Source organism: Candidatus Njordibacter sp. Uisw_058 (assembly GCF_047730065.1).
Classification (GTDB): Bacteria; Pseudomonadota; Gammaproteobacteria; order Pseudomonadales; family Balneatricaceae; genus Njordibacter.
On record NZ_CP159829.1, the window covers coordinates 1,837,255 to 1,863,118 of the forward strand.

Genomic DNA, 25,864 nt, shown 5'->3' on the forward strand with positions numbered 1-25,864 from the left:
AATTATAGATAAAACATTATAGTTCAGAACATGATCAACCAACACTATTAACATACTCTTGCAGTTTTTCTTCTGCCTCACTGCCAAATAATATCTCACAGGCCTCTTTAAGGCCCTTGCCGTTCAATAAGTCTGTTTGGCGCACCACTAAAGAGATTTTTGATCGCCGACGTAAGAAATCTTCCAGCTTGGTAATCATTTCATACTCTGCCGCATATTCAATTTCACAGCGAGTGTATTCTGCGCACTCTATCAATAGTTCCGCTTGGCTCTCATCAAGTTTTATAGCGGCGAGAAGTTCCATAGCATTAGCACCGTAACGTCGCCAAAATCGTTCTGATAAGGGCTCAGCTGAATTTTCCCATGTCAGGGTATCCAGCTTAATGGCCCGAGCTTGCTCAAAAAACTGTTGTTTGGTTCGGTTAGTGGATTCTCCATACCAAGCCATGCCAGAGGGTTGAAGGGTCATGCCGAATTTTTCGACAATCTCAGCCACTTCATTACCTACATTGATACAATCAGTTAACTTACCACCAAAAATACTGACGTATTTTTGGGCCTTGTTAACATCGATTGCATGTTTCCGTGAAAGCTTAACCCAGTCCGCTGTCCCACCACTACCCCCTTCAATAGCCAGGGGACGCACGCCACACCGCTCAGCAATAATATCAGCTTTAGTTAAGGGCTTAGGCAAGTTAAGCAATTGGTTCACGTTATCCAAAATGAAATCACGATCGCCATCAGTCACTTCGCTCAGTGGTGAATCAACCTGTGTATCAGTGGTGCCAATACAGGTTTTTTGGCCCATGGGAATGACAAAGAACAAACGTCCATCACTCGCAAAAAAGGCCAACACTTTTTGGCTGGCACTAATTTGATCAACAATTAAGTGCACGCCTTTAGAAAACACATGATGATGATCCGTTGATTGCTCCGTGGTTTCATTGTACTGATCAACAAAAGGCCCTGCCGCATTAATTAACACTTTTGCTTTTATGGGGAAGATTTCACCACTCATTTCATCTTGTGCAGTAATATGCCACTGGTTATCTGTAAAGTCAGCCGCTTGTGAAGACACATAATTAACCGCTATACAGCCATTATCAAGACTGGAGCGAATAAAGTTGAACACAAAGCGCGAATCATTATCGAACAGATAGGCATCGGAGTATTCGAAGCCTCCTCGGGCATTGCTGGTGTTAATGACAGGCTCTATGGCACTTATTTTGTTGGGTGTTAAGTAGTGAGGTCGCTGAGTATAAAAACGACCAAATAACCAATAAATAAGCGTCCCCAAATAGACAAAAAATGGTGGAAAGCGAAAGCCTTTTTGAATGCAGGTTAAAAAACGAATTTCTTTAACAGTAGAGGGGTAACTCTCCATCAACAAATTACGGCTTTTACACAGTTTGCTTACTAAACGGTATTCATGACTTTCTAAATACTTAATCCCGCCCCACGCTAGGTTGGAGGAATTGGAACTAGTGAAACCTGCAAAATCACCTTTATCGATTAAGGCCACTTTGACACCTTTGGCAGATAGCGCTGCGGCAGCCACTGCACCATTAATGCCCGCACCGATAATAGCCACGTCAAAGGTTTCATTTTTCATTTGGGCAATATTTTGTTTACGCAGTACCATCGGTGCCTCCTGATCCATTAATTGCCCTATGGATATAACCAGATGTTAATCCAAAGGGGTTGCACTTATGACTCATTGCTAGTGCCTCCACCAAACACAAGTTGTGTTTGTGCCGAGGCTTCTGAATTTTCTGCAGAGCGCATCCGAGTTCTTAATTGGCCTGCCTTCTCAAGGATTGGGTAGGCCACTGACGTTAGGTGATAATTAATACGCTTAAGGTCACGCAGGATATCCAGTTGTAATGCGCTCAGCTTTGAGTCGTAGCTCACTTCATCACGTAATTTATTCAAATGGGTCACCACCAATTCTTTTTCACGTTTATCCACTTTGTATTTTGTCGCCATTAACTGCCTGGCCATAGTAATGTCGCCTGACGAAAATACGTTCATCGACAAATGAAAGGATTTCAGGACGGGCTGGTATAGATTATTGATTTCATCTCGGTCCTGCAATGACATCTTGGCTCTGGGTAGAACTTTCTTTTGGGCAATATTTTGGATCAGGTCAATGGTGATAATATCACCAATATGCTCTAGGTTAGTTCCAAAATTAATAATTTCAATGCAGCGTTTACTTTCTTTTTCAGTCAGCGGTTCGCGTGCTAAAGAGGTCAGATAACGCTTAATTTCGTCATCAAATAAATTAACGATCTTATCCATTGACTGAGTTTTTTGTGCCAACTGTATGTCGTTTTTCTTTAAGGCTACAAACGTATTGCGTAACATACGTTCAACCACTTCACCCATACGCAAGACTTCACGTTCAGCATTAACAATGGCCACAAGCGGGTTCTCAAAGGCTAAAATATCCAGGTGTCGAGGCTTAATGTCGTCTGGTTCTTCTGGGTCTTCAGGCAGCAGGTGAGCTGTCAGTTTAGCCATGCCGTTAACCAGTGGAAAGCACAATACCACCAATCCAATATTGAACAACATATGAAAGTTTGCAATCTGTCGACCTTGACTCATATCCCAAGTAGACATGGTTTGGGATATCATTTCCGTAAACGGCAAACAAATAGCGACCCCACAAAGTCGAAATAACAGATTACCCAGTGGCGGTTGTCTGGTTGAACGACTGGCCCCTAGAGTGGCAATAAATGGCGGTAATGCTCCGCCAATATTAGCTCCTAAAATGAAGGCAAAAGCCACTGAAACCTCCAATGCACTTGTACTTGCTAGGGTAATGATCAGTAACACTGTGGCGAGGCTAGAATGAGCAGCCCAGGCTAAAATGGCAGCAAATATAACAGCTAATATTAAGTCTTGGCCCAGTGCTACAAAAATTTGTTGCACAATTTCCGACTCACGCATGGGCATTGAAGCGGCAAGGATAAGCTTTAAGGCTAAAAGCATCAGGCCTAGACCCATGATTAAACGCCCCCCTTCTTTGCCCCGCCCACCCTTAGAGTAGCTAAACAAAGCCATCCCCAGTGCCAACAAAGTAGGTGATAAAAACGTTAAATCAAAAGTCAGTAACTGTGCCACTAAAGTGGTGCCTACATCGGCCCCTAAAATCACCGCCAAGGCACTGGCGGTGGTTAATATTCCCTGCCCACTGAAAGACGATGTGAGTAAGGCCGTGGCACTGCTACTTTGCAGCAGCATAGTGACACCAAGACCAGCAAAAAACGCATGGTAATGATTTGACAGGCTTTTGCCCAACACGCGACGCACGTCGTTGCCCCAACCATCGGTGACAGCAATACGCACCATCCGCAAACCCCATAACAGCAATGCTACGCCACCAATCAAATTTATAAGAATTGTCGTGCCACTAATTGTCGATTACTCCTTGCCCAATAAAATGTTGGGTTGTATTAAAAAGGGATGGGTGAACCCATCATGTTTACCCGCAGTGCTTACAAACCATCAATGTCTGTTGAGTAGCGGTTTGCCTCGTTTGGTGATGTAAATATTACCTAACTTAGTGCTGCTTAATGTTAATGAGCGCTCCTTAGCATTAATTAGAGTACTTAGGTTGCTATTCATCTTGAGAGACTAAATATTTTATTTCAGCAGTTTGGTGATGCGTTAAAGAACGGTGTTTATGGGGCGATATACCCGTCACCAAGGTCCTCAAGATTTGTAACATATCTCCATGGGAAATGAGTAAAATCACTTGGTCCCGGTATTGTGTTTCTAATTTACTAATGACATCAACGCCACGTTGCAGAACTGCTTGAGGCTGCTCAACCTCGTCATCGATCTCTTGGCCCATTTCATCTCTTTGCCAAATTTTTTCATAGTGATCAGCTGACATGCCTTCCCAGTTGCCAAAAAAGCGTTCTCGCAAACCTATCTCTTGTTGAGGTTGTGGCAGATGCAAAATTTCAGCAACTGATTGAGCAGTTTGCATAGTCCTCAAAAAGTCAGAACAGACTATTTGAGTGATCGGCTTGCCTCTGAATCCATTTATGGAGGCTCTGATCTGCTGTAAGCCATGTTCTGTTAAGCCAAAGCGTTCACACCCTATAGCAGGGTCGCTTACAATCACACCACTAACATTTGCTTCACTTTCACCATGGCGCATTAATAAGTAACTATTATTTAAACTTGATGCGTTCACTAAAGGTTTCAAGAAACTTGATTCATTCATTAAAGGTTTCAAAAATTTATCTCAAGAATAATGGGTTGATGGTCAGAAAGGTCAGTAGTCTGATCAACATTAACGTTTATTGAATGGGTGGTAAGCTCATGGCTAAGCCAAAAATAATCTCGACAATGCCCACCCTGAGGCCACTGGTCCCTATCAAAGATACCGCAAGTTGGGGGCTGCGCTTTATTGGGCAAGGAATGTTGCCACGAGTCGATCCAGTCACTGTTAACTTGGTATTGGTAATGAGTCCCCTGGGGATCAAAATTAAAATCACCACATAAAATTCGGGCTGAGGGCACGTGCCCTGTTTGAAAGCACCCAGGCCCTTGACCTTTGGGTGATTGAATCTGTCCTAAACGTTCAACTTCTAGGGCATAAAGGTGCTCAACCTGCAGTTGAGCTTCGTTGCTGTCATGGTAAGCAAGATGAGTATTAATAATACTCAAAGGGCCTAGATTTGAATTGACACAGGCTTCGATGGCAACTCGCGGCATCTGCCACTTTCCAGGCGCTGCAGGTTGCGGTAATTGGTGAATTTTAAAATCTAAAAGTTGGTTTTTAATCAAGGTTAAATTACCAAATTCTTGGCGATCATTGGGGTTCATAGTGGCGCTTGGCCAGCTAAAACCAGAACCCCAAAGCCCTTGGTAATTGCTGAAATACTTTTGAGCTAGTAGGTATTGGTCTGGCTGGTCCTGAGTGCAATAATCAGACATATGCCGTGCCACTTCCTGTAAGCAAATGGCGTCAAAGTCGCCTAAAGACTTGATGTAATCCAATGTGCGGACAAAATCAGAACCATTGTGAACTGATTTACCGTATTGAACATTCCAAGACAAAATGCGCATTTACTTAATACCCGCTTGCATAAACGATTGGATAAAACGACGCTGAAATATTAAAAACAAAATCAATAAGGGGCCAATAGCAATCAGTGTGCCTGCCGAAATAACAGACCAATCAACCCCAGACTCTGGTGCACCAAAAATCGCCATACCCACTGTTAAAGGCCGACTTGCTTCAGTATTAGTGACTACGAGGGGCCACAAAAAGTTGTTCCAGTGGTAACTCACAGAGACTAAGCTAAACGCTAAGTAGGTAGGGAAGGCCAAAGGCACAAAAACCTTCCAGATAATACCAAGCCCTGATAAGCCCTCGACCCGAGCCGCATCTTCAAGTTCTTGAGGCACCGTTTTGAAGGTCTGTCGCAATAAGAAAATTCCAAAGGCACTCGCTAGATATGGCAAACCAACACCTAGATAGCTATCAATTAAATTTAACCCCGCTAGTGTGCGGTAGTTTTCAACAATTAAGACTTCTGGCATGACCATAAGCTGGGTCAACACTAGAGCAAAAGCAAAGCCCCTTCCAGCAAACTTTTCTCGTGCTAGCGCATAGCCGGCAAGCGTACAAAGAAATAGTTGGGACACTAAAATTAGGCTCGTAATCACCACAGTGTTTAACATGTATCGAAAAAATGGGGCTTGGTCCCAAGCTGAGATAAAGTTCTCTAAAGTTAAAGGTGCCGTTAGAGAGAACTGAGTTGCATATTCAGGTGGATGAAAGGCCGCCCAAAACGCATACAGTAGGGGTAAAACCCAAAGCACACCCAATAGATAGGCTGATATTTTAGAAAAAGTTTGGAACCAAGGAGACATAACTTTTACCGGTAGTGAATTTTACGATCAAGAAGTAGCATTTGCGCTAAAGCAATCACTGCTAAGGTGGCTAACATCACCACGGTTAAGGTTGCTGCATAATAACTGTCAAGAAAGCTAAACGCTGTTTCGTAGATGTAATATAAAAGCAGGTTACTTTCATTGTTAGGGCCACCTTTGGTTAAGATGAACAAATGATCGACCAACTTAAACGCATTTAAGATGGCATTAATTAACACAAACAGTGTGGTTGGCATAAGTAACGGAAAGGTGATCTTTCTAAATATGCGCCATGCATTGGCACCTTCTAATTTTGCTGCAGCATAAAGCTCAGGGCTTAATGTTTGTAAGGCAGCAAGATAAAAAATCATGAAAAATCCAGCTTCTTTCCAGATGGTCATTACCATTAAGCTAGATAGCGCAGTGTCAGGATCTCCCAGCCAATTAGGGCCTTCGATGCCGACTAAGGCGAGTAGCTGATTAAACAGTCCAATGTGAGGACTATAAAAAAATAACCAGATATTAGCCACGGTAATCATAGGTAATATCGTGGGGGTAAAAAAAGCCAACCGCAGTAAACTGGTGCCGCTAATTTTACTATTGACCCATAGCGCCATAATAATGGCGAGCGCTATTGATGTGGGTACAGTGCCGATTGCATACCAGAAGTTATTTTCAATAACTTTTAGGAATACAGGGTCTTCTAGTAGCAACTGATAGTTTTCAAGACCAACAAACTGACTAGGAGCCACATCGGACCTAGCCCAGGTAAAACTGCGCCATATAGACTTGAGCGTGGGCCAGTGAGTAAACGCTATTAGAAACGATAGCGCCGGCAGCAGCAGCAGCCAAGCTTTCAAGTTGAATCGATTAAGCATATTTTTACTAGTCAGTTTGATGATTAGAGGTTTCATTTGGGGCCGGTCACACCAGCCCCAAAAACTTCTTACTTATAGCGACGCAGAATTCGTTCAGCTTGCTTTTGAGCATCTGTAAGCGCATCTTCCGCTGAAGACTGTCCTGTTAATGCCGCCTGGATCGCATCGTCTAAAAACTTACGTACACGTCCTGCTTCATGAGTAGACAGTTCTGCCGTAGCATGGGTGAGCTGGTCACGGGCTACTGCAGCAGGTGGGAAAGCTTTGAGGTAAGTTTTAAGCGTTTCTGTTTCATAAGCACTCGGGCCAACACCCATATAACCGGTTGATTTAGACCAATGAGCCGCTTGCTCTGCAGACGTCATAAACTTAACAAACTTTAATGCAGCTTTCTTTTCTTCATCAGTGGAATCTTTGAAGATATAAAAGTTACCGCCACCAGTAGGTGATCCAAGCTCTTTATTACCTGGCAATTTAGCCACACCAAAGTCAAAACTGGCTTTGTTTTTAACTGTGGTCAAGTTACCTGTGGAGTGCCACATGATGGCCGTTTTTTCGTCTAGAAAGTTCTGACGTAAAGTGCCCCACTCAATCATGCCTTTGGGCATCATGGCGTGCTTGTTACCTAAGTCCTGCCAGTACTCTAATGCTTCAACCACTCCGGGCTTGTCAAAGTAGGTTTCTGTGCCTGCCTGGTTCATTAACACTTCGCTATTTTGCTTAGTTAATGCACCGAACATCCAGTATGGATAGCCCGTTGATGGGATCATTGCACCCCATTGTTGAACCGTTCCACTACCATCTTTTTGGGTTAATTTCTGACCCATACTAATAAACTCTTCCCACGTAGTAGGCGGCATCTCAGGGTCTAAGCCAGCGGCACGAAACATGTCTTTGTTATAGTACATCACGATAGTAGAGCGCTGAAAAGGTACACCCCAGGTCTTACCATCGGCATTACCGTTTTCCATTAAGGCAGGGTAAAAACTATTTAGCCACTCGCGCTCTTCATTGGTACTCACTACATCATCAAAAGCTACAATAGCCTCAAGGTTGCGTAATTCGTGGATATCAATCGAGAACATAACTGACAACTGGGCTGGAGAGCCACTTTGCAAAGCCGCCAGTGCTTTGACACGTGCGTCATTGTAGTTGCCTGCATAGATTGCATTGACATTAATGTCAGGGTTTTGCGCCTCAAACTGATCGACCATTCCATCAACAATTTTAGTCAATGAACCACCCACTGCTACTGGGTAATACATGGTTAGATCCGTCGCCGCAGTTGCAGCAGTACTCAATCCAAGGATTGACGCCACACCGACAGTTGTCAGGTATTTAGAAAGTATTTTCATTGTTAATATTCCTCACTTTATTTTTCGTTACTTTACTTTTTGATTACTTTTTTATTACTTTATTTTTGCTTGGTTTAATTCATTACTTCAACTTCAAAAACTACTTAAATTAGATCAAAAATTTATGCTCGTTTTCTAGCGCCCACCGAACAGCCAATCGCTGCTGGGGCGCGAACATAGCGTGACCCGGATAGCGAATTTTTATTAATTTTTGGTCTTCTCCCACTGCACTAACATCAGCAAGCACGATGGTATCGGCTCCATGGTAGTCACAACTAACAACACTAGCGGGCATACCCTCTTCAGATATTTCAATATGCTCGGGTCGAATACCCCGACAATTTTCACCCGACCCAATAATGTTCATTGGTGGACTACCAATGAATTGAGCGGTAAAAATTGTCTTGGGCTTGCTGTATAAGGCTTCAGGTACATCTATTTGTTCAACTTTACCGTTATTCATCAATACGATTCTGTCAGCCATGCTCATGGCTTCTACCTGATCATGGGTCACGTAAATCACCGACATGCCAAGCCGCTGTTGGAGGGCTCTAATTTCTGTACGCATTTCGTTTCTTAGTTTGGCGTCTAGGTTAGACAAAGGTTCATCCATTAGACATAACTTAGCTTGCGCCACGATGGCTCTAGCCAAGGCCACACGCTGACATTGACCACCCGAGAGCTGCCCTGGTTTTTTTTGTAAGTGATCACCTAACCCAACTAACTCTACGACCGAATCAAGACGCTTTTTTTGTTCATCTCTAGGGACTTTTCTTGCCTGTAAGCCAAATAAAATATTTTCTTCAACTTTTAAGTGTGGAAACAGGGCATACGATTGAAACACCATCGCTAGTTTTCGATCTCCTGGTGAAAGCGGGGTAATGTCTCTGCCATCTAATTCAATACTGCCTTCATCAGGCTCCTCTAGACCCGCAATCATTTTCAAAGAAGTCGACTTACCGCAGCCGGAGGGGCCAAGCAATGCTACGAACTCCCCTTCATTAACGTTAAAGCTTAATTTGTCGACTACTTTTAAATCGCCATAAGTGCGCGATATTCCATCAACTTTCAACATGATAAAAATTCCGAGGTGGATCCAACTTCAATAATTTCAGATTCAAATTCCTTACAGGTCTGTTTGTAAGGTTCTGATAAAGAATCCATGATTAAAATATCAATATTGCTGAGAGTACCTGTAACCACAGGGGCGTAGCGATTGATCTTACTGTGATCTGCAACGAGTATGCGGGTCTCGCTATTTTCAATAATTCGCTGAGTGACGCTAGATTCTTCGGGTGAGAAGTCTAACAACTGCCCTTTAGCATTTAAGCCGCCCACACCAAACACGCCATATTGAATATTAAACTTATTAAAAAACGCAGTCGTTTCAGGCCCCATCGTATCTTCATCACCGGGTCGCACCAGACCACCCGCTAAATAGGTTTGAATATTAGGACTATTGCTTAAGGTCAGGGCCACGTTAATGTTATTAGTTACCACAGTTAAACCAGGGTGGTCTAACAAGGCCAATGCTACTTGCTGAGGCGTGGTGCCAATACCCAAAAAAACACTACTGTCTTCTGGTAACAAAGACACCACCTTTTGGGCAATGGTCTGCTTTGCTGCAAGGTTCATGACCGTACGATTACTAAAGGGTATGTTGTGATTATTGCCTGGCAGACTTATACCGCCGTGCACCCGCCGTACGTGGCCCAGTTGACTCAATTCGTTGAGGTCTTTCCTGATGGTTTGCACAGACACATCAAACATAGACGTGATTTCCATGCTTGAAAGCACACCGTTTGTGGCGTGAAGTTGATCAATGATGCGTTGCTGCCGGCGCGATAAAGCCATGTATTTCAATTAACTCTTTATTATTTTTGAAAGGTTAATATCTTTCGTTTGAAACACTATACAGTTCGTATATATAGTTTGTCTATGCTTTTATTATACATCCGAAAGTATTAGGGGTAATAGTTTAGCTAAAACACGATCAGATAAGGCTCAATTAATCAATCGCTATGCAACTGCGAACCTTGATCTGTTGAGGCAGAACACAAAACTACAAGACAAAGAAATGCATAAATGATCGGATGACATACCTTCCCAGTTGCCAAAAAAGCGTTCTCGTAAACCTATCTCTTGTTGAGGTTGTGGCAGATGCAAAATTTCAGCAACCAATTGTGCGGTTTGCATGGTCCTCAGAAAATCAGAACAGACTATTTGAGTGATCGGCTTGCCTGTGAATCCATTTACGGCGGCGCTAATTTGCTGTAAACCATGCTCTGTTAGGCCAAAGCGTTCAGACCCAATGGCAGGGTCGCTTACAATCACTCCACTAACATTTGCTTCACTTTCACCATGGCGCATTAATAAGTAACTATTATTAAAACTTGCTTCATTCATTATGTTTGGAATCTTCTATTAAGGCTTTAAACAAGAACATAACTCTGTTATTCGATCAAGAGACCATCGTTATCAAAGAAAGGATATGGCCCCTCATAGCCACCGATGAAACTTAGGTGGCCAATCAAGTCAGTGCCATTCCAGTAAAGGAGTTTAATAGCTCTTGGCTCTAGCCTGAAGGCTGAGTCACCTTTTGGACTAAGGTCCAAGGCAACTGCGTGCGCTGGACTGGGACCTATCGCACAAAGAGTTCCATGCCACGCGACTTCGATTTGCCGGTGAACATGGCCGCACAGGACATATTTTATTTGTGGATGATGCTCCACCAGACGACCAAGCGCATCTGCATTACGGCAGTTTTGCACATCCATATGCTCAATCCCTGTTTTGAACGGCGGATGATGCATAAATAGCAATGTTGGTTTATTTGGCTGAGACATTAGCTGTTTTTCTAACCAGTTAAGCCTTTCCTTACACATCAGCCCATATGGTTGCCCCGACACCGTTGTATCCAAGCCAATCATTCGAATTGGAAAATCTTCAATGACGTACTGAATAAAACCATGGGAAGGCATATAACTGTGGTCGTTAAATTCCACTCGCATTTCGTCAGACAGGTCATGATTACCTGGTATTAAAAAATAAGGCATCGCCAGTTGCTCGAATAGTAAACCTGCCTGAACATATTCCTCTTGGCGACCAAAATCTGTGATGTCCCCAGTTACCAGCACCACGTCGGGCCTTGGCAATAAAGCATTAATATGATTAACACACTGCCAAAGGTAGAGGCATGTATCAACTTTTCCATAGGAGAGTCTGCCAGGCGATTTGATGTGTGTATCGGTAATTTGTGCTATCAGCATAGGTATCAATTATCACCTTGAGAATGGGCAAGAATTAGATTTTCAGACTGTACAAAAATACCAATACTCTCCCCTTTTTCATATTGTTCACGACCGGATGTTTCTATTATGATCAAGTCATCTGAGATATTCTTGATCAAAATTTTTGTGCGGTCACCTAAAAAATAAGAGGTCTCGACGTTACCAACTAAATTGGCTTCGGAAATGGGGCAGACCCTTGCTTCTTCTGGTCGGAATAGCACCTCTGCTTTGCCATTTTTTCCAGCAAAAGACAGCGTTCCACCAGTAACAGTCAACCAACCATCAGCCACTAGGCCACTCAAACGGTTTACTGTGCCAATAAAATCAGCAACAAAGGCATTACATGGTTTAAAGTAAATATCTCGTGGGGTGCCTACTTGGGCAACATCACCATGATCCATAACCACAATACGGTCACCTAAAGCCATCGCTTCACCCTGATCGTGGGTGACATAAACAGCCGTGATACCGAGCTGGCGTAACAATTGATCAATCTCAACACGCAGGTTTTCACGCAGAAAAGCGTCCAATGCGGTCAGTGGTTCGTCAAGTAATAACACGCGCGGACGGGTTGCGATCGCCCTAGCAAGGGCAACTCGTTGACGCTGCCCACCAGATAACTGATCAATCATTCGATGCTGCAGCTCATCGATTCTCATCATATTCAGCATTTCGTCAACTCGATGATCAAGTTTATTTTTAGGTGTTTTTCTGATTTTCATGCCATAAGCGATATTTTGTCGCACGGACATATTTGGAAATAACGCGTAGGACTGGAAAACCATGCCTACATTGCGCTGTTCAATCGGTTTTTGTGTTACATCTTCGTCACCGAAGAAAATCTGTCCCCCCGCATCAGGACTTTCAAGCCCAGCAATCATTCTCAAAGTTGTGGTTTTACCACAGCCAGACGGACCTAGCAAAACAACAGTTTCACCTCCTTTAATTTCCAAGTTAATTGGATTAAGCGCATGAGTTCCATCTTCAAAGGTTTTAGAGCAATTTACCAGTCGTATTTTTGTCGCATTAGTTTCTTGAATCATGTTTTTCTCGCAATAACACTTCTTTAGATTTTAGGTACAGAAAGAGTTGGCTTATCCTCTATAATATTTGCTTTTTTTCTAGGCTTAGGATTTCCGTAAGCTTGTATTGCAATTAGTAATGGCAATATCATCACAAAGAAAATAAGTGTGTAGGCACTTCCAACTTCAAGTCGCATTGATGCATAGGCATCAGCCAACCCGACTGGTAATGTTTTAGTTATTGGCGTGTGCAGCATCCAGGTTAAATTAAACTCACCAATAGATAAGGTAATTACCATGAGTGATCCAGCAAGAATTCCTGAGCGGATATTAGGCAAAATAACTGTGAAAAAACGTTGCCAAAACCCTGCACCAAGACTTGCAGCACCTTCTTCGAGAGTGCGAAAGTCGATGCTTGATAGTATCGCTAAAACTGAGCGGACCATAAATGGAAAGGTATATAAAACGTGCCCTACGAGAATGAAAACCCAACTAGTTCGAAAATCCCGGAAGCCACCGTACGTAATAATTAGTGCTAACGCTATCGCTAAACCTGGTATTGCAATAGGTAACACGAGAAACTCTTCAATAATTCTAGCTACGCGCCCCGGCTTTTTTGCCAACACATAAGCAGTTGGAATGCCAAGAATTAAGGTGACTACAAGGCACGCAATTGAAAGCCCCAGCGACAGAAAAATAGTCTCCGAATAAAGCTCCCAAACTTCCATAATCCATCTAATTGTTAAGCCGCTTTTAATTCCGACAAAATAGTTCACTGTAACTCCCGCCGTCATTGACATAACGACAGGAATAACTAAAAAAGCACACACCAACAGGGTGAAAATAAGTGACGAATAAAATGCACTGGTTCGTTTCATTAGATTCACCTTAACCTGCTGCTGCAACGCCAGAACCGGCGAAAGATCGTGATATATAGAGTGCTATCCAGGTAACCAGACCCAGGACTAGACTCAATGATGCGGCCGTTACGAGATTGGCATTGAGGGTGAATTCTGTATAGATAACCATCGGTAGAACATCAATATTTGTAGCTAACGTAAATGCAGTTCCAAAAGCCCCCATCGCTGTTGCAAAACAAATCGCACCTGATGCAATTAATGATGGATAGAGTTGTGGAATAATGACATCTTTAATCACTTGCCAACGCCCAGCTCCAAGAGAACGAGCCGCCTCCTCAAGTGGGACGTCGAACTTTTCTGTTGCTGCCATAATAGTAAGAATGACGCGTGGGATTGAAAAGTATAAATAGCCGATAAATAATCCTAGCATTGAGTAGGCAAACACCCAGCGATCGCCAGTCAATGCTCGGCTAACAACTCCCACAAGGCCTTGGCGGCCGCCAATCATAATAACTAAAAAACCTATTACCACGCCAGGAAAAGCCAATGGAAATGTTAATATTGAAATCAGTAGACCTCTACCTGAAAAGCGATTTCGTTCTAAGAATATCCCACTGATTGAAGAAACTAGTAAGGCAACCAAGGTAACCCCAGCGGATAATAATACCGTTGAAATCAAACTCGCTAGGTAACGTGGTGTGGTCAGAAAAATTAAATATTCCGCTGCACCATTAGGCCCACTGCTGCCAATTGCAACTAATTTGGCGAGGGGTAAGATAAAAAATGCGGTAAAAACTATAAAAGCAGGAAGACCTAATATAAGTAAATACGGTGTTTCGCGATGTGCCATGTTTGTATCACTTTTCAGATGCGACTAACTCTTGTTAGGAAGAGTCAGGCAGTAATGAGTTTTATTTAATTAAAGAGAGACAGGGGCATCTATTTGCCTCTGTCTCAAAGCTGATTAACGAACTTCATCAAGATATCTATTCTTGAATCCATCCTGTACGTCAGCCATTTTTTGATAATCAACTGGTGTGGAACGAGCATAGTCTGACGCAGGTAAAAACTTAGTTTCAGCTTCTTTTGACAGTGCACTTGCGCGTACTGGTCGTAAAAAAGCATTAGCCCATACAGCCTGGCCTTTGTCTGACATTATGTGGTCAAGAATTGCCTTTCCCTTGTCCATATGGGGTGCACCCTTAACCAGACTCATTACATAAGGCACAATTACTGTACCTTCGCTAGGAATTACAAATTCAACGTTAGCCTGATCTTTGTATTTAGCGCGGTACGCATTGAAATCATAATCGAACAAAATTGGAATTTCACCTGATAAAACTCGAGCATAAGCAGTTTGCTTTGGCACAATCGGCTGATTCTTAGCAAGCTTCTTAAAATACTCAATGCCTGGGTTAAAGTTGTCAAGACTGCCACCCATAGCCCGATTCACTGCAACTGCTCCGGCATAACCTACAAATGCGCTCGAAGGATCCAAATACCCCATCATACCTTTATATTGAGGCTTCAATAAATCACTCCAGGATTGAGGAACTGGCAGTCCTTCCAATGCATCCTTGTTCACGAAAAAGCCAATCGTACCTGAGTGAATCGTAAACCAGTGACCATTTGGATCCTTAAGTCCTTCAGGTATTTCATCCCAATGTTTAGGCTTGTAGGCCTCTGTGACACCTTTTTTTGCTGCAGTAATACCAAAAGAAACGCCGTAATATGCAACATCAGCTACTGGGTTATCTTTCTCAGTCAACAATTGAGAGAGGGTCTGACCCGAATTCTTATTATCGTGAGGAAGTTTATAGCCTAAGGTTTCCTCAATAGATTTTAGCTGTGAAGCCCAGTCTGCCCATTGCGGTGGGCAGTTATAGCAAATTGGCTCCTCTGCAAATGCAGCATTTACTTGACTCATGGATGCAACCAACACCGCAGCTATGGCTGCAGATCTGGTTAACGTATTTAAACTTTTTTTGAACATAGTCCAGTATCCTTTTATTGTTATTACTTAATAAACACTTATTTCTAAGCTAAAATTTCAACTTCTATTTGTTTTACACGCGTTACAGACTCTCCTGCACAAAATCTAAATGGCATCAAACGTAATGTTTCCTCCCCTCCTTCTATTCGGTCCATCAATAGCTGCACAGCCACTCTGCCCATTCGTCTTGAAGGTTGAGAAATGGTTGTAAGAGATGGCTGTATTAATTGCCCGAAGTCAATGCCGTCAAATCCAATTACAGAGATATCTCCAGGAACAGACAGCCCAAGGCTAGTAATAATTCCAATGACGGAAATGGCTATGATATCTGTTGAGCAAAATATTGCTGTCGGTGGGTTGGGGTGAGACAAAAGCTCAGCAATCGCTGCCTTTACATTCGCTTTACTAAAGTCGACTTCAGTTAATAAAGGAGGTGGCAAACCCTCAGACTTGAAATAGTTTGAAAATCCTTCATATCGGGCTTGTGATCGGTCAGAATCGCTGAAGCGACCAGCTATTACGGCACTTCTTGTATGACCAAACTTTACAAACTCTTCTGCTGCACGGGCGCCACCAGCTACATTGTCTACAGCGACTGCGCATCGTTTAGATGTTTCAGGTTTGTTATACAGCAGCACATAAGGAATATCCTCATCGTCAAGTCGGTCACACAACAAGCTGTTATCAGCATCTGCCACGGTCAAAATAAGACCTTCAACCCGATTATTTAACATCGTTTCAACAGCCATCTCCTCCTCACCTTCCTGGTATTCGTTCATAGTAACTAAAGTGGAATATCCGGCTAGGCGGGCCTCTTCTTGTATTCCGCCGACCATTTCTGCAAAAACTGGGTTGCTCAGTGTTGGAACAACGATGCCAAACACATGCGTCCTTGATGTCTTTAAATTTCGACCAATAACATTGGGGCGAAATTTTAGTACTTTTATAGACTTGGTGACGTGTTCTCGTACCTTTTCACCTACCGTAGAGTGACCATTGACGATTCGGGATACGGTCGCAATCGAGACGCCTGCGTGATCAGCGACGTTTTTAATAGTTGCTCGTTTTATCAATGCTTCATCCACTTTTAATAATCTATATTAGTTAATAAAAAAGATAGTAAACGTTTACTTGAATGAAGTAAACGTTTACTTACAGTTTTTTAATTCTTTTAGTTGGATTGGCTAGGCAAGCTTGGTGGTGTGTATCTTATTGAAAGTCCAGAAGGACATATAATAACAGCAGCCCACATACAACATTAATTGGAGATGCTAATAATTCAAACAAACCAAGTTATCATAGCAAATGTTACTGAATACCATTCTTACAGGGAACGTCCAGAATACCGGATAATTCATAATGGCACTGGTTACGGTGGCCCTGTTAGAACACTATAGTGAGTGCTGGAAGCGCTAAAGTCATAGCACTGTTCAAGCTTACGTTTATTGGATATGAGATGGGATTAGTCAAAAGGAGGAACGCCGCTCCCTCTCCCCCTCCCCCTTATCAGGCTTAATTAAGGTTTTATGCCCACATTGGCCAAGGTTAGACTTAACCTAGGATTCAATACTTGGTTTGTTAAAGTCGCTGGCGTCATGGCGCTCTTTAAGCTGATCTTGCTCGGGGCCCCAGGCGAGGTTGACCCGTTTTCCCCTAATGACCGCGGGCCGTTGCTGAATTTGCTCGGCCCAGCGCACAACATGGGTATAGCTGGTGACATCTAGAAACTCCGCGGCTTTATATAGCTCGCCTAAAACTAAGGCGCCGTACCAAGCGAAATTAGCCATATCAGCAATGGTGTATTGGTCGCCACAGAGGTATTGACGCTGGGCTAGTTGTTTATCCAGCACATCGAGTTGACGCTTGGCTTCCATGGCATAGCGATTAATGGGGTATTCTAATTTTTCGGGTGCATAGGCATAAAAGTGTCCAAAGCCACCTCCCAAAAACGGGGCGCTACCAATGTTCCAAAACAGCCAAGACAGGCATTCTGCTCTTTCAGTCGAGCCGACTGTGGGAACAAAGAAATTAAACTTTTCAGCCAAGTAAAGCATGATTGCGCCTGACTCAAACACACGTACGGGTGCTGCACCACTGTAATCCATTAAAGCTGGGATTTTTGAGTTAGGGTTAATGTCTACAAACCCACTACTGAATTGGTTGCCTTCACTAATATCGATTAGCCAAGCATCATACTCGGCTCCGTTTAGGCCCATCTCTAATAATTCTTCAAGCAAAACGGTGACCTTTCGCCCATTGGGTGTGCCCAACGAATAAAGCTGCAATGGATGTTTACCTTGAGGCAACTCTTTAACATGCGTGGCACCAGCCACTGGTCGATTGATACTGGCAAAATGGCCACCACTTTCAGTATTCCATTGCCATACTTGGGGTGGGGTATAAACTTCACTCATACTTAATATCTCTTTGATTGGGCCTTATTGCATGGTGGACTGTTATAAACTTTGGATATATTTCCAACAGTTAAAAACAGCAGCCCAAAGTCAGTTCTAAAACATACTACGAATAAAGCATAGCATTTCCCAGCCTGCTCACGCAGTGAATTTGTACTTTTTAGCTTGAACTCTGAAGGTGCCACGAAAACATGCATTAGATGTTAGTGCATCAAGATTCTGTATTTGCTGGGGTCTTCCTATCTGCGGCTATTAACTATAACTATTATTTGTCACTATTATTTGTACAGCGTCTCTATCTATAGGGCGGCTATGAACGTAGTATTTAAGGCAAACCTGTAGCAGAAATTAATTACAAGGGTATCAATATGTTAAATATTCATTGTCGGTTGGCCTGTTTACTCTGTGTTACTTTGATTGCAAAACCTGTCTTATCTCAAGATATATCCGGCTGGTCTGATAAAACGATTTGCCGGCTTGCCGCTAATCAACCTGATGAAGCCCTTTACCAGCAAGAAGTCATCACACGAGTGTTGGATTGTGCTGATTATAAAGTGGTCAAACCAAGTATTGTGATACCTAAAAATAAAAATAAGTCAGCTGGGTCAAGCTATTAATAAAACCCAATAAAGACACAACCTCGGGATGTTGATCATGCGCGCATTTAGATATAGCTGGAGTGTTAAAAAAACCCTAATGCTCTTTTTAGTGGTGTTAAACACATTAACTTTAACTAATGGCACATGGGCCAAAGAAAAGGCTCTTAGCTATCCATTTACGTCCAATAGTGGGCAATATTGGCAATATTCAAGTGATCGGGTGATGGGGGGTATCTCCAATGGCCAAGTCAAACTTGAACAAGATGGCGACCTTATTTTTGCTAGACTTGCTGGTGATGTAAGTACCCAAAATAATGGGGGCTTTATTCAATTGCGTACGGGTATGTCATTGGCTGACACCGAAAAAAACGGCAACCCATTGCAGGGAGTGCGGTTGAATGTGCGTGGTAACGGTGAGACCTACCATGTTTTTATTCGGACTAATGAAACGCGGTCTTATTCTGATTATTTCTCAGCCACCTTTACCACCAATGATAACTGGCAAATGATTGATTTGCCGTTTAGCATCTTCGAACGCAAGCGATCGAAAAATTCAATCCTAAAAGCTAATGCAATCAATAGCTTGGGTATTGTGGCTTATGGTCGTGACTTTACGGCTGATGTTTCTGTCTCTACCATAGAGTTTTACTATTAGCACATGCACATGTGTTTTGAAATGCTTGTAAAGGACTTGTTTTACAGGACTTGCTTCAAAGAACTGATTGATAGAATTATTTTTAGCGGAGCAAGACTCACTGATGCAGTTTAGGCACAGGTTTAGAGCGTGATCTTTCTCGCCAAACAATCATCAACCCACCACATGCGATTAGCAATGCTCCAGGAAATAAAGTGCTCCACGGTGCTTCGTCAAAGAAAAACCATCCTAAAACGAATGCGAGGGGGATACCAAAATAACTAAAGGGAGCTAAGTTACTTTGTTCAGTCATGCGGTAACTCACCACTAAAAATAAAACCGCTGTCCCCCCCAACATCCCCATCAACATGATCCAGCCCATGTCGTTAGCCGAAGCTACGGGCGTAAAACCACCCCAAAAGTAGGCAATCGAAGTGGCGCCAATGACTGACGTAATAGACGCATACAGGTTAACTAATGGGCTTGATACATCGTCATCAAATAAGCGTGCTGTAACCCCCACTAAAGCATAGAATGCTGCCGCAGCCAAAGGCAAAAGCGCATACAGATTGAAAGCTTCTCCCGTGGGTTTAATTACCATCACTACACCCACAAAACCCACTAAAACAGCACACCATCGCACCCAGCCAACCCGCTCACCTAAAATAGGAATCGCCAATGCCGTAGTAAATAATGCGCTTGCATAGGTGATGGTCGATGCCGTAGCAAACGCCATTAACCCTAGGGCCAAATAAAAGGAAAGCTGCGCCATGGTCACCACAGCACCCCTTAAAAGGGCTAGCTTCCATTGACGTATTTTCAGACGTCTGCCCTTCTTGTGCCACACACTTGATGTCCAAAGCGCAATAATAGATGGAATCAGCCCAAATAAATTGCGCCAAGCCGATAGCTCAGCGGCTGAATAGCTGACTGAGAGGTGTTTAATGATTAATCCCATGGCGTCAAACAACATCAAAGCGACAAGGCTAAGGATAATGGCAAGGCCAGTGCGGTCAGTGGGGCGCATAAAGATCCAAAGGTATTGAGTTACGCCAATTTGATTATTAAAAATGGCTTAAATTAAGCCCATGTGTGGCTCATTGAATGGCGTTCATTATGCGCAGTGTTGAATCGAATGCAAGCCCTGTATTGCCTAGGCCTATAAATGGTTCAGGCGTTAAATTTGAGCGTTACACTGCCTATTTTTTAGCCGTTTGAGGAAAATTTGATTCATACGAGTGAATTACTTTGAGGTAACCCAAGTAATCACCATACTAAGGCCACACTAAATGCCTTGCACGGCAACGACTTTAAACCCCTTAGGCAACTTAAACACCTTAAAAACACCTTAGGCAACTAAATCGCTTGATTTAACACAGCCTGAAATAATACATTACAACCCGCTGTGAGGTGCTCTTGCTTAGCATCTTCTAGCTCGTTATGGCTAATACCATCCTTACACGGCACAAACACCATGGCCGTTGGCGCAACACGAGAGATATAACAGGCATCATGGCCGGCACCACTGACGATATCACAATGACTATAACCTAAGTTTACTGCAGCTTGGCGCACTGATTCCACACATGAAAGGTTGAATGGAACGGGAGGTGAATACCAAATTTGTTCAAATTCCATGGTTAAACCTTGGCTGGCAATAATGGCAGCACAGCCTTCTCTCAACTCTTTATCCATGGCCGATAAAGTCGCATCATCTGGATGACGAATATCTATGGTAAAAAATACTTGCCCTGGTATAACGTTGCGCGAGTTGGGAAAAGATTGGATCAAACCCACTGTAGAACAGGCCAAAGGTGCATATTTAAGGCCTATGTCATTCACTAGGGTAATCATTTTTGCAGCGCCCACCAATGCATCTTTGCGGGTTTTCATGGGCGTTGGCCCAGCATGAGACTCTTGCCCCGTTAGGGTCACTTCATACCACCGTTGGCCTTGGGCGTCAGTGACCACACCAATGGTGAGGTCTTCATGCTCAAGTATCGGGCCTTGCTCTATGTGCGCTTCAAAAAAGGCTTTTATAGGGCGCTCACCCATAGGCTCTTTGCCATCATAACCAATGCGCTTGAGTTCCTCACCCATGGTTAAGCCATCTAGGTCTGCACGACTTAATCCATACTCCAGATCAAAGACCCCAGCAAACACGCCAGAGGCCACCATAGCAGGTGCAAAACGCGAGCCTTCTTCGTTGGTCCACACACTTGCTTCAATGGGGGCTTGAGTGGTGATGTTTTGATCATTGAGACTGCGGATCACTTCTAGTCCTGCCAAAACACCATAGACACCATCAAATTTTCCACCCGTGGGCTGTGTGTCTAAGTGACTACCCATAACTACTGCCCCCATGTTGGGGTCACTACCCTCACGACGAGCAAATATATTGCCCATCTGATCAATTTTTATACTGCAGCCTTCTGTTTCACACCAATTCACAAAAAGATCCCGAGACTGTTTGTCTAAATCGGTTAAGGCAAGGCGGCAACAACCGCCTTTTTCAGTTGCACCAATTTTGGCCATTTCCATGAGGCTGTCCCATAGTCTTTGCCCGTTTATGCTCATATTAGACATTGCATTGTTCCTTTTTTTATTGATTGCTGCATCCACTATCAGTGCCAACTAAGATAACTAAGCCAACTAGGCCACTGTGTTATTTGGATGATGAGACCAGTTTTGGTAATCCCCACTCACTCTTTCACCTGTCCGAGTATCCATCTCATGGGTATCAAGTTCACGCAAAGTGATGCAGTTTTCAACAGGGCAGACCACTACACATAGGTTACAGCCTACACAATCTTCATCCCTCACCTCAAAACCACGCACACCATCAATTTCGGTGCTGATTGCCTGATGTGAAGTGTCCTCACAAACAATATGACAACGACCACATTTAATACAGGAATCCTGATCTATTTGAGCTTTTGCAACATAGTTTAAATCCAGCTGATTCCAAGAGGTTACACTGGGCACTGCGGCACCAATTAGTTCATCTACTGAATTAATTTTTTGCTCAGCTAAGTAACGGCTTAAGCCATCAATCATATCTTCAACAATACGAAAACCGTAAGTCATTACGGCTGTACAAACCTGCACATTAGACGCACCCAAAGCCATAAATTCAGCGGCATCACGCCAATTACTTATGCCACCAATGCCAGAAATAGGGATGTTTTTACAATCAGCATCACGCGCTATTTCACTTAACATATGCAAAGCAATGGGTTTAACTGCTGGCCCACAATAGCCGCCATGAGACCCTTGCGAGCCTACTGATGGTGACATCTTCATCTGCTCAAGATCAACACCCATGACAGAGTTAATGGTATTAATCAATGACACTGCATCAGCGCCACCGCGCACAGCGCCTCTGGCAGCAGTTCGAATGTCAGTAATATTAGGTGTGAGTTTTACTATGGTCGGCAAATCGGAGTATTGTTTGCACCAAGCCGCCACCATTTCCACATATTCTGGCACTTGGCCAACCGCTGCACCCATACCTCGTTCTGACATGCCGTGTGGACAGCCAAAATTCAATTCAATACCGTCTGCGCCCGTGTCTTCCACCCGCATCAAAATATCTTTCCAAGCTTGCTCCTCACATGGCACCATAAGTGACACCACCACCCCACGATCAGGCCAATCTTTTTTAACTTGGATAATTTCTGCCAAGTTAACTTCTAAATCTCGATCGGTAATCAACTCAATGTTGTTAAAGCCCATTAAGGAACGATCTTTACCATGCCATGCGCCATAACGAGGGCCACTTACATTAACTAACGGCAGCCCTGCTTCGCCTAAAGTTTTCCACATGACTCCACCCCAGCCAGCTTCAAACGCGCGGTTTATGTTGTAGGCTTTGTCTGTAGGTGGGGCCGATGCAAGCCAAAAAGGATTAGGGGTTTGAATGCCAATGAAATTAGATTTTAGGTCAATCATAATCGACTCCTTTATATTCAGCTTTGGGTTAATGTTTGATGAATGGACAAGGCAGCAAGTTTGCCATCTTGCACCGCACTGACAGCTAAGCCGTCATTACCAGCCACGCAGTCACCACCCGCCCAAATGCCCAGTTGAGATGTGCGTAAATCTTGATCTACTTCATATTTACCATGACTTTTGACAAATTCGATGGTGCCCATATTAATGGCAGCTAAATTTTGTCCAATAGCCTTAAAAAGCATATCAGCGGGCGTGATGTAGGTTTGCCCACTCTCATTATTGGCCATCTTAAACTCAACCCCAGTGATGGCCCCCTGTTCAACAATCAAACTGATTGGTTGGGCCCAGTGAGCAATGTGTACCCCTTCACTGAGTGCAAATTCTTGCTCCTCAAGGCTGGCATTCATGTGTTGTTTACCGCGCCTATATGCCATGGTGACATTGGGAGCGCCAAGGCGTTTAGTTTGGATAGCAATATCAATAGCGGTCATACCACCACCAATCACCACTACATTTTGGCCTACAGGCAATTGCCCCACGTCGTTAGACTGGCGTAATTGGTGAATATAATCCACCGCATTGATCACTTCTGGTGCCTCTTCTCCATCTAGGTTTATGTCTTTATTAGCCCCTAAACCCACACCCATAAACACGGCGTCGTAATTAGTTTGTAGTTCTGCAAAACTAATGTCTTGACCCACCCTAATGCCATGTTTGACCTTAATGCCACCAATGGACAGAATATCTTTAACTTCTTGCTGGGCATAATCTTCAGTCATTTTATAGGCAGCAAGACCATATTCGTTGAGGCCTCCAGACTTTTCTAAAGCCTCATAAATAACCACCTCATGACCCAAAGTTGCTAACCGGTGAGCGCAGGATAATCCTGCGGGCCCAGCGCCAACAACAGCCACAGTGCACCCCGTTGCAGCTTCACGGGTAAAGAACTGAGCACCTAATTCGCTCGCTCGATCAGTCGCAAACCTTTGTAACAAACCAATCTTTATTGGTTGGTCACCTTCCGCGTGTCTGACACAAGCATCTTCACATAAAGTTTCCACTGGACAAGCCCTAGCGCAGGTGCCTCCCATAATATTTTCAGACAGAATTTTTCCTGCTGCCCCAACTGCATTATTTTGGCTGATCATGCGGATAAAACTGGCCACATCGATGCCTGTGGGGCATGCCGTCTGACAGGGTGCCCCATAACAGTTATAGCAACGGTCTGCCTCTACAATAGCGCTACGGGCATCCAATGGGGTATGAATATCAGCAAAGTTGGTCTGATAGTCTGCTTCACTTAAGCGTTGCCCTGTCAGCACAGATGGCTCAGAGCTGTTGGAACTCAAAGTAGTCACAATAATGATCCTCAGTTTTATTTTTCTAATACTTGGACAAAATTCAGCCAAAACGCCCCTATTAGGCAGCGCAGTGGAGGCCTTATCATTAACTTATACTCATCTTTTTATCTAGTTTTCACGATCAATAGAAAATGGCGGATCTAGATCACGCATCTTGCCTATAGCGTCAAAGTAAGGCGCAAATGGCGGCCGTTTGATGTAATTGCCTGCCCCACGTTCAACAGTGAGTTTGCCGTTGCAATACACCAACTTGCCCTGACTGATGGTATGAGAGGGAATGCCTGTCACTTCCATACCTTCAAAAATGTTGTAATCTATATTTTGATGATGGGTTTTGGCAGAAATTGTTTTTTTGCCTTTGGGATCCCAAACCACAATGTCTGCATCTGAGCCGGCAGCGATCGCACCCTTGCGTGGGTACATATTGAAAATTTGCGCTGCATTGGTAGAGGTCACTTTAACAAACTCATTCATGGTTAAACGCCCCGTATTAACGCCAGCGTTCCACAACACCTCCATGCGATTTTCTATGCCCGCTGTGCCATTTGGAATTTTAGTAAAGTCATCTTTACCCGCTGCTTTTTGATCTGTACAGAAGCAACAATGATCTGTGGCAGTGGTTTGCAAGTTACCTGACTGCAACCCTTTCCATAGAGCGTCCTGAGCTTTTTTAGGCCTAAAAGGAGGGCTCATAACATGCGCAGCTGCCACATCAAAATCTTTATTTCTGTACACCGACTCGTCAATTAAAAGATGGCCTGCCAAGACTTCACCAAACACTCGCTGACCTTCACTGCGTGCCCGCGTGACTGCTTCTAAAGACTCTTCAGCAGATACATGCACCAAATAAACTGGCGTCTTTAATGCTTGAGCAATACGAATCGCACGATTAGCTGCTTCACCTTCTACTTCTGGAGGCCGCGACTGTGGATGACCTTCTGGGCCAGTTATGCCCATCGCTAACAATTTTTTCTGCAGCTGGTACACAAGCTCGCCATTTTCTGCATGCACCGTAGGCAATGCACCTAATTCCCAAGCTTTGCTAAAGCTGTTCACTAAAATTTCGTCGTTTGCCATGATGGCGCCTTTGTAAGCCATAAAATGCTTAAAGCTATTCACACCATGTTCTTTAACTAAGGTCTCCATGTCCGCTGCTACACTGTCATCCCACCAAGTGACTGCCACATGAAAGGCATAATCAGACACTGACTTCTCAGCCCATTCACGCCATTGGTGAAATGCTGACATGAGCGAAGTTCCCGGTGCTGGAATCACAAAATCAATAATGCAAGTGGTGCCACCAGCAAGTCCAGCAGCAGTGCCTGAGTAAAAGTCTTCACTGGCTACAGTGCCCATAAACGGAAGTTGCATATGTGTGTGTGGGTCGATGCCACCAGGCATCACATATTGCTCAGAAGCATCGATGACTTCCGTATCAGCAGGCACGGTTAGCTCTAAACCCACTTGGGCTATTTTGCCATCAACACAATAAACATCAGCCAAAAAGCTTTGATCTGCAGTGACAACGGTGCCACCTTTTATTAGTAAGGACATAGTAGGTCTCCTTAATCTTTAGTACCGGCATTAGACTTACGCTTTAACCGATTAG

General features: G+C 43.7%; 24 protein-coding genes. 2 read left to right on the forward strand and 22 right to left on the reverse strand.

Annotation, left to right across the window (positions count from 1 at the left end; genetic code table 11):
* Positions 1–34: 34 nt before the first annotated feature.
* The 17 genes from ABXT59_RS08610 to yghU form a co-directional block, all read right to left on the reverse strand.
* A complete protein-coding gene (locus ABXT59_RS08610) occupies positions 35–1,642 on the reverse strand; it encodes a glycerol-3-phosphate dehydrogenase/oxidase (RefSeq protein ID WP_443635580.1) in 1,608 nt (535 codons plus the stop codon).
* Positions 1,643–1,707: 65 nt separating this feature from the next.
* Positions 1,708–3,393 (reverse strand): Na/Pi cotransporter family protein, encoded by a 1,686-nt coding sequence (locus ABXT59_RS08615; RefSeq protein WP_443635582.1) that lies wholly within the window; start codon positions 3,391–3,393, stop codon positions 1,708–1,710.
* Between the two features lie 229 nt (positions 3,394–3,622).
* Complete coding sequence (locus ABXT59_RS08620) at positions 3,623–4,237, reverse strand: histidine phosphatase family protein (RefSeq protein WP_443635584.1); 615 nt, start codon at positions 4,235–4,237, stop codon at positions 3,623–3,625.
* Between the two features lie 8 nt (positions 4,238–4,245).
* Entirely contained in the window at positions 4,246–5,085 is an 840-nt protein-coding gene (locus tag ABXT59_RS08625; protein WP_443635586.1) for an endonuclease/exonuclease/phosphatase family protein, read from the reverse strand.
* The gene (locus ABXT59_RS08630) at positions 5,086–5,895 is read right to left on the reverse strand and encodes a carbohydrate ABC transporter permease (protein WP_443635588.1); all 810 of its coding nucleotides are present in this window, start codon (positions 5,893–5,895) and stop codon (positions 5,086–5,088) included.
* Positions 5,896–5,900: 5 nt separating this feature from the next.
* The gene (locus ABXT59_RS08635) at positions 5,901–6,809 is read right to left on the reverse strand and encodes a carbohydrate ABC transporter permease (RefSeq protein ID WP_443635590.1); all 909 of its coding nucleotides are present in this window, start codon (positions 6,807–6,809) and stop codon (positions 5,901–5,903) included.
* A 32-nt stretch (positions 6,810–6,841) separates the two neighbouring features.
* Entirely contained in the window at positions 6,842–8,128 is a 1,287-nt protein-coding gene (locus ABXT59_RS08640) for an ABC transporter substrate-binding protein (protein ID WP_443635592.1), read from the reverse strand.
* Positions 8,129–8,237: 109 nt separating this feature from the next.
* Positions 8,238–9,203, reverse strand: coding sequence for an ABC transporter ATP-binding protein (locus ABXT59_RS08645; RefSeq protein WP_443635594.1), 966 nt, complete (start codon positions 9,201–9,203; stop codon positions 8,238–8,240).
* Positions 9,197–9,982: a DeoR/GlpR family DNA-binding transcription regulator gene (locus ABXT59_RS08650; protein WP_443635596.1), complete on the reverse strand. Its 786-nt coding sequence runs from the start codon at positions 9,980–9,982 to the stop codon at positions 9,197–9,199. Before ABXT59_RS08650 ends, ABXT59_RS08645 begins: the two co-directional genes overlap by 7 nt.
* A gap of 165 nt (positions 9,983–10,147) precedes the next feature.
* Entirely contained in the window at positions 10,148–10,534 is a 387-nt protein-coding gene (locus ABXT59_RS08655) for a histidine phosphatase family protein (protein ID WP_443635598.1), read from the reverse strand.
* A 47-nt stretch (positions 10,535–10,581) separates the two neighbouring features.
* Positions 10,582–11,397: a phosphodiesterase gene (locus ABXT59_RS08660; RefSeq protein ID WP_443635600.1), complete on the reverse strand. Its 816-nt coding sequence runs from the start codon at positions 11,395–11,397 to the stop codon at positions 10,582–10,584.
* A 5-nt stretch (positions 11,398–11,402) separates the two neighbouring features.
* Positions 11,403–12,461, reverse strand: a complete 1,059-nt coding sequence (locus ABXT59_RS08665) for an ABC transporter ATP-binding protein (protein WP_443635601.1) — start codon at positions 12,459–12,461, stop codon at positions 11,403–11,405.
* A 23-nt stretch (positions 12,462–12,484) separates the two neighbouring features.
* On the reverse strand, positions 12,485–13,318 hold the full coding sequence (locus ABXT59_RS08670; RefSeq protein ID WP_443635603.1) for an ABC transporter permease: 834 nt from the start codon (positions 13,316–13,318) through the stop codon (positions 12,485–12,487).
* Between the two features lie 10 nt (positions 13,319–13,328).
* Entirely contained in the window at positions 13,329–14,150 is an 822-nt protein-coding gene (locus tag ABXT59_RS08675; RefSeq protein ID WP_443635605.1) for an ABC transporter permease, read from the reverse strand.
* A gap of 114 nt (positions 14,151–14,264) precedes the next feature.
* Positions 14,265–15,293: an ABC transporter substrate-binding protein gene (locus ABXT59_RS08680; protein WP_443635607.1), complete on the reverse strand. Its 1,029-nt coding sequence runs from the start codon at positions 15,291–15,293 to the stop codon at positions 14,265–14,267.
* A 44-nt stretch (positions 15,294–15,337) separates the two neighbouring features.
* Positions 15,338–16,378 (reverse strand): LacI family DNA-binding transcriptional regulator, encoded by a 1,041-nt coding sequence (locus tag ABXT59_RS08685; protein WP_443635609.1) that lies wholly within the window; start codon positions 16,376–16,378, stop codon positions 15,338–15,340.
* 471 nt (positions 16,379–16,849) lie between these two features.
* Positions 16,850–17,707 carry a glutathione-dependent disulfide-bond oxidoreductase gene (gene yghU / locus ABXT59_RS08690; protein ID WP_443635611.1) on the reverse strand — a complete coding sequence of 286 codons (858 nt, stop codon included), beginning with the start codon at positions 17,705–17,707 and terminating at the stop codon, positions 16,850–16,852.
* A 368-nt stretch (positions 17,708–18,075) separates the two neighbouring features.
* Between yghU and ABXT59_RS08695 the strand changes: the two genes are divergently transcribed.
* A complete protein-coding gene (locus tag ABXT59_RS08695) occupies positions 18,076–18,324 on the forward strand; it encodes a hypothetical protein (protein ID WP_443635613.1) in 249 nt (82 codons plus the stop codon).
* Between the two features lie 37 nt (positions 18,325–18,361).
* A complete protein-coding gene (locus ABXT59_RS08700) occupies positions 18,362–18,961 on the forward strand; it encodes a CIA30 family protein (RefSeq protein WP_443635615.1) in 600 nt (199 codons plus the stop codon).
* A gap of 97 nt (positions 18,962–19,058) precedes the next feature.
* On the opposite strand, the gene ABXT59_RS08705 is transcribed toward ABXT59_RS08700, so the two are convergent.
* The 5 genes from ABXT59_RS08705 to hydA all read right to left on the reverse strand — a co-directional run bounded on the left by ABXT59_RS08705 (position 19,059) and on the right by hydA (position 25,809).
* On the reverse strand, positions 19,059–19,967 hold the full coding sequence (locus ABXT59_RS08705) for a DMT family transporter (protein WP_443635616.1): 909 nt from the start codon (positions 19,965–19,967) through the stop codon (positions 19,059–19,061).
* A 329-nt stretch (positions 19,968–20,296) separates the two neighbouring features.
* A complete protein-coding gene (locus ABXT59_RS08710) occupies positions 20,297–21,526 on the reverse strand; it encodes a Zn-dependent hydrolase (protein ID WP_443635618.1) in 1,230 nt (409 codons plus the stop codon).
* Positions 21,527–21,592: 66 nt separating this feature from the next.
* The gene (gene preA, locus ABXT59_RS08715; protein ID WP_443635620.1) at positions 21,593–22,891 is read right to left on the reverse strand and encodes an NAD-dependent dihydropyrimidine dehydrogenase subunit PreA; all 1,299 of its coding nucleotides are present in this window, start codon (positions 22,889–22,891) and stop codon (positions 21,593–21,595) included.
* A gap of 17 nt (positions 22,892–22,908) precedes the next feature.
* On the reverse strand, positions 22,909–24,252 hold the full coding sequence (locus ABXT59_RS08720; protein ID WP_443635622.1) for an NAD(P)-dependent oxidoreductase: 1,344 nt from the start codon (positions 24,250–24,252) through the stop codon (positions 22,909–22,911).
* Positions 24,253–24,363: 111 nt separating this feature from the next.
* Positions 24,364–25,809, reverse strand: a complete 1,446-nt coding sequence (hydA, locus tag ABXT59_RS08725; protein WP_443635623.1) for a dihydropyrimidinase — start codon at positions 25,807–25,809, stop codon at positions 24,364–24,366.
* Positions 25,810–25,864: the final 55 nt, after the last annotated feature.

What these genes read in the sequence shown, in the direction of transcription:
- ABXT59_RS08610 (WP_443635580.1), bottom strand. Translation starts at nt 1,642, where the DNA reads ATGGTACTGCGTAAACAAAATATTGCCCAAATGAAAAATGAAACCTTT.
- ABXT59_RS08620 (WP_443635584.1), bottom strand. Translation starts at nt 4,237, where the DNA reads ATGAATGAATCAAGTTTCTTGAAACCTTTAGTGAACGCATCAAGTTTA.
- ABXT59_RS08625 (WP_443635586.1), bottom strand. Translation starts at nt 5,085, where the DNA reads ATGCGCATTTTGTCTTGGAATGTTCAATACGGTAAATCAGTTCACAAT.
- ABXT59_RS08630 (WP_443635588.1), bottom strand. Translation starts at nt 5,895, where the DNA reads ATGTCTCCTTGGTTCCAAACTTTTTCTAAAATATCAGCCTATCTATTG.
- ABXT59_RS08635 (WP_443635590.1), bottom strand. Translation starts at nt 6,809, where the DNA reads ATGAAACCTCTAATCATCAAACTGACTAGTAAAAATATGCTTAATCGA.
- ABXT59_RS08640 (WP_443635592.1), bottom strand. Translation starts at nt 8,128, where the DNA reads ATGAAAATACTTTCTAAATACCTGACAACTGTCGGTGTGGCGTCAATC.
- ABXT59_RS08645 (WP_443635594.1), bottom strand. Translation starts at nt 9,203, where the DNA reads ATGTTGAAAGTTGATGGAATATCGCGCACTTATGGCGATTTAAAAGTA.
- ABXT59_RS08650 (WP_443635596.1), bottom strand. Translation starts at nt 9,982, where the DNA reads ATGGCTTTATCGCGCCGGCAGCAACGCATCATTGATCAACTTCACGCC.
- ABXT59_RS08655 (WP_443635598.1), bottom strand. Translation starts at nt 10,534, where the DNA reads ATGAATGAAGCAAGTTTTAATAATAGTTACTTATTAATGCGCCATGGT.
- ABXT59_RS08660 (WP_443635600.1), bottom strand. Translation starts at nt 11,397, where the DNA reads ATGCTGATAGCACAAATTACCGATACACACATCAAATCGCCTGGCAGA.
- ABXT59_RS08665 (WP_443635601.1), bottom strand. Translation starts at nt 12,461, where the DNA reads ATGATTCAAGAAACTAATGCGACAAAAATACGACTGGTAAATTGCTCT.
- ABXT59_RS08670 (WP_443635603.1), bottom strand. Translation starts at nt 13,318, where the DNA reads ATGAAACGAACCAGTGCATTTTATTCGTCACTTATTTTCACCCTGTTG.
- ABXT59_RS08675 (WP_443635605.1), bottom strand. Translation starts at nt 14,150, where the DNA reads ATGGCACATCGCGAAACACCGTATTTACTTATATTAGGTCTTCCTGCT.
- ABXT59_RS08680 (WP_443635607.1), bottom strand. Translation starts at nt 15,293, where the DNA reads ATGTTCAAAAAAAGTTTAAATACGTTAACCAGATCTGCAGCCATAGCT.
- yghU (WP_443635611.1), bottom strand. Translation starts at nt 17,707, where the DNA reads ATGAGTGAAGTTTATACCCCACCCCAAGTATGGCAATGGAATACTGAA.
- ABXT59_RS08695 (WP_443635613.1), top strand. Translation starts at nt 18,076, where the DNA reads ATGTTAAATATTCATTGTCGGTTGGCCTGTTTACTCTGTGTTACTTTG.
- ABXT59_RS08700 (WP_443635615.1), top strand. Translation starts at nt 18,362, where the DNA reads ATGCGCGCATTTAGATATAGCTGGAGTGTTAAAAAAACCCTAATGCTC.
- ABXT59_RS08705 (WP_443635616.1), bottom strand. Translation starts at nt 19,967, where the DNA reads ATGCGCCCCACTGACCGCACTGGCCTTGCCATTATCCTTAGCCTTGTC.
- ABXT59_RS08710 (WP_443635618.1), bottom strand. Translation starts at nt 21,526, where the DNA reads ATGTCTAATATGAGCATAAACGGGCAAAGACTATGGGACAGCCTCATG.
- preA (WP_443635620.1), bottom strand. Translation starts at nt 22,891, where the DNA reads ATGATTGACCTAAAATCTAATTTCATTGGCATTCAAACCCCTAATCCT.
- hydA (WP_443635623.1), bottom strand. Translation starts at nt 25,809, where the DNA reads ATGTCCTTACTAATAAAAGGTGGCACCGTTGTCACTGCAGATCAAAGC.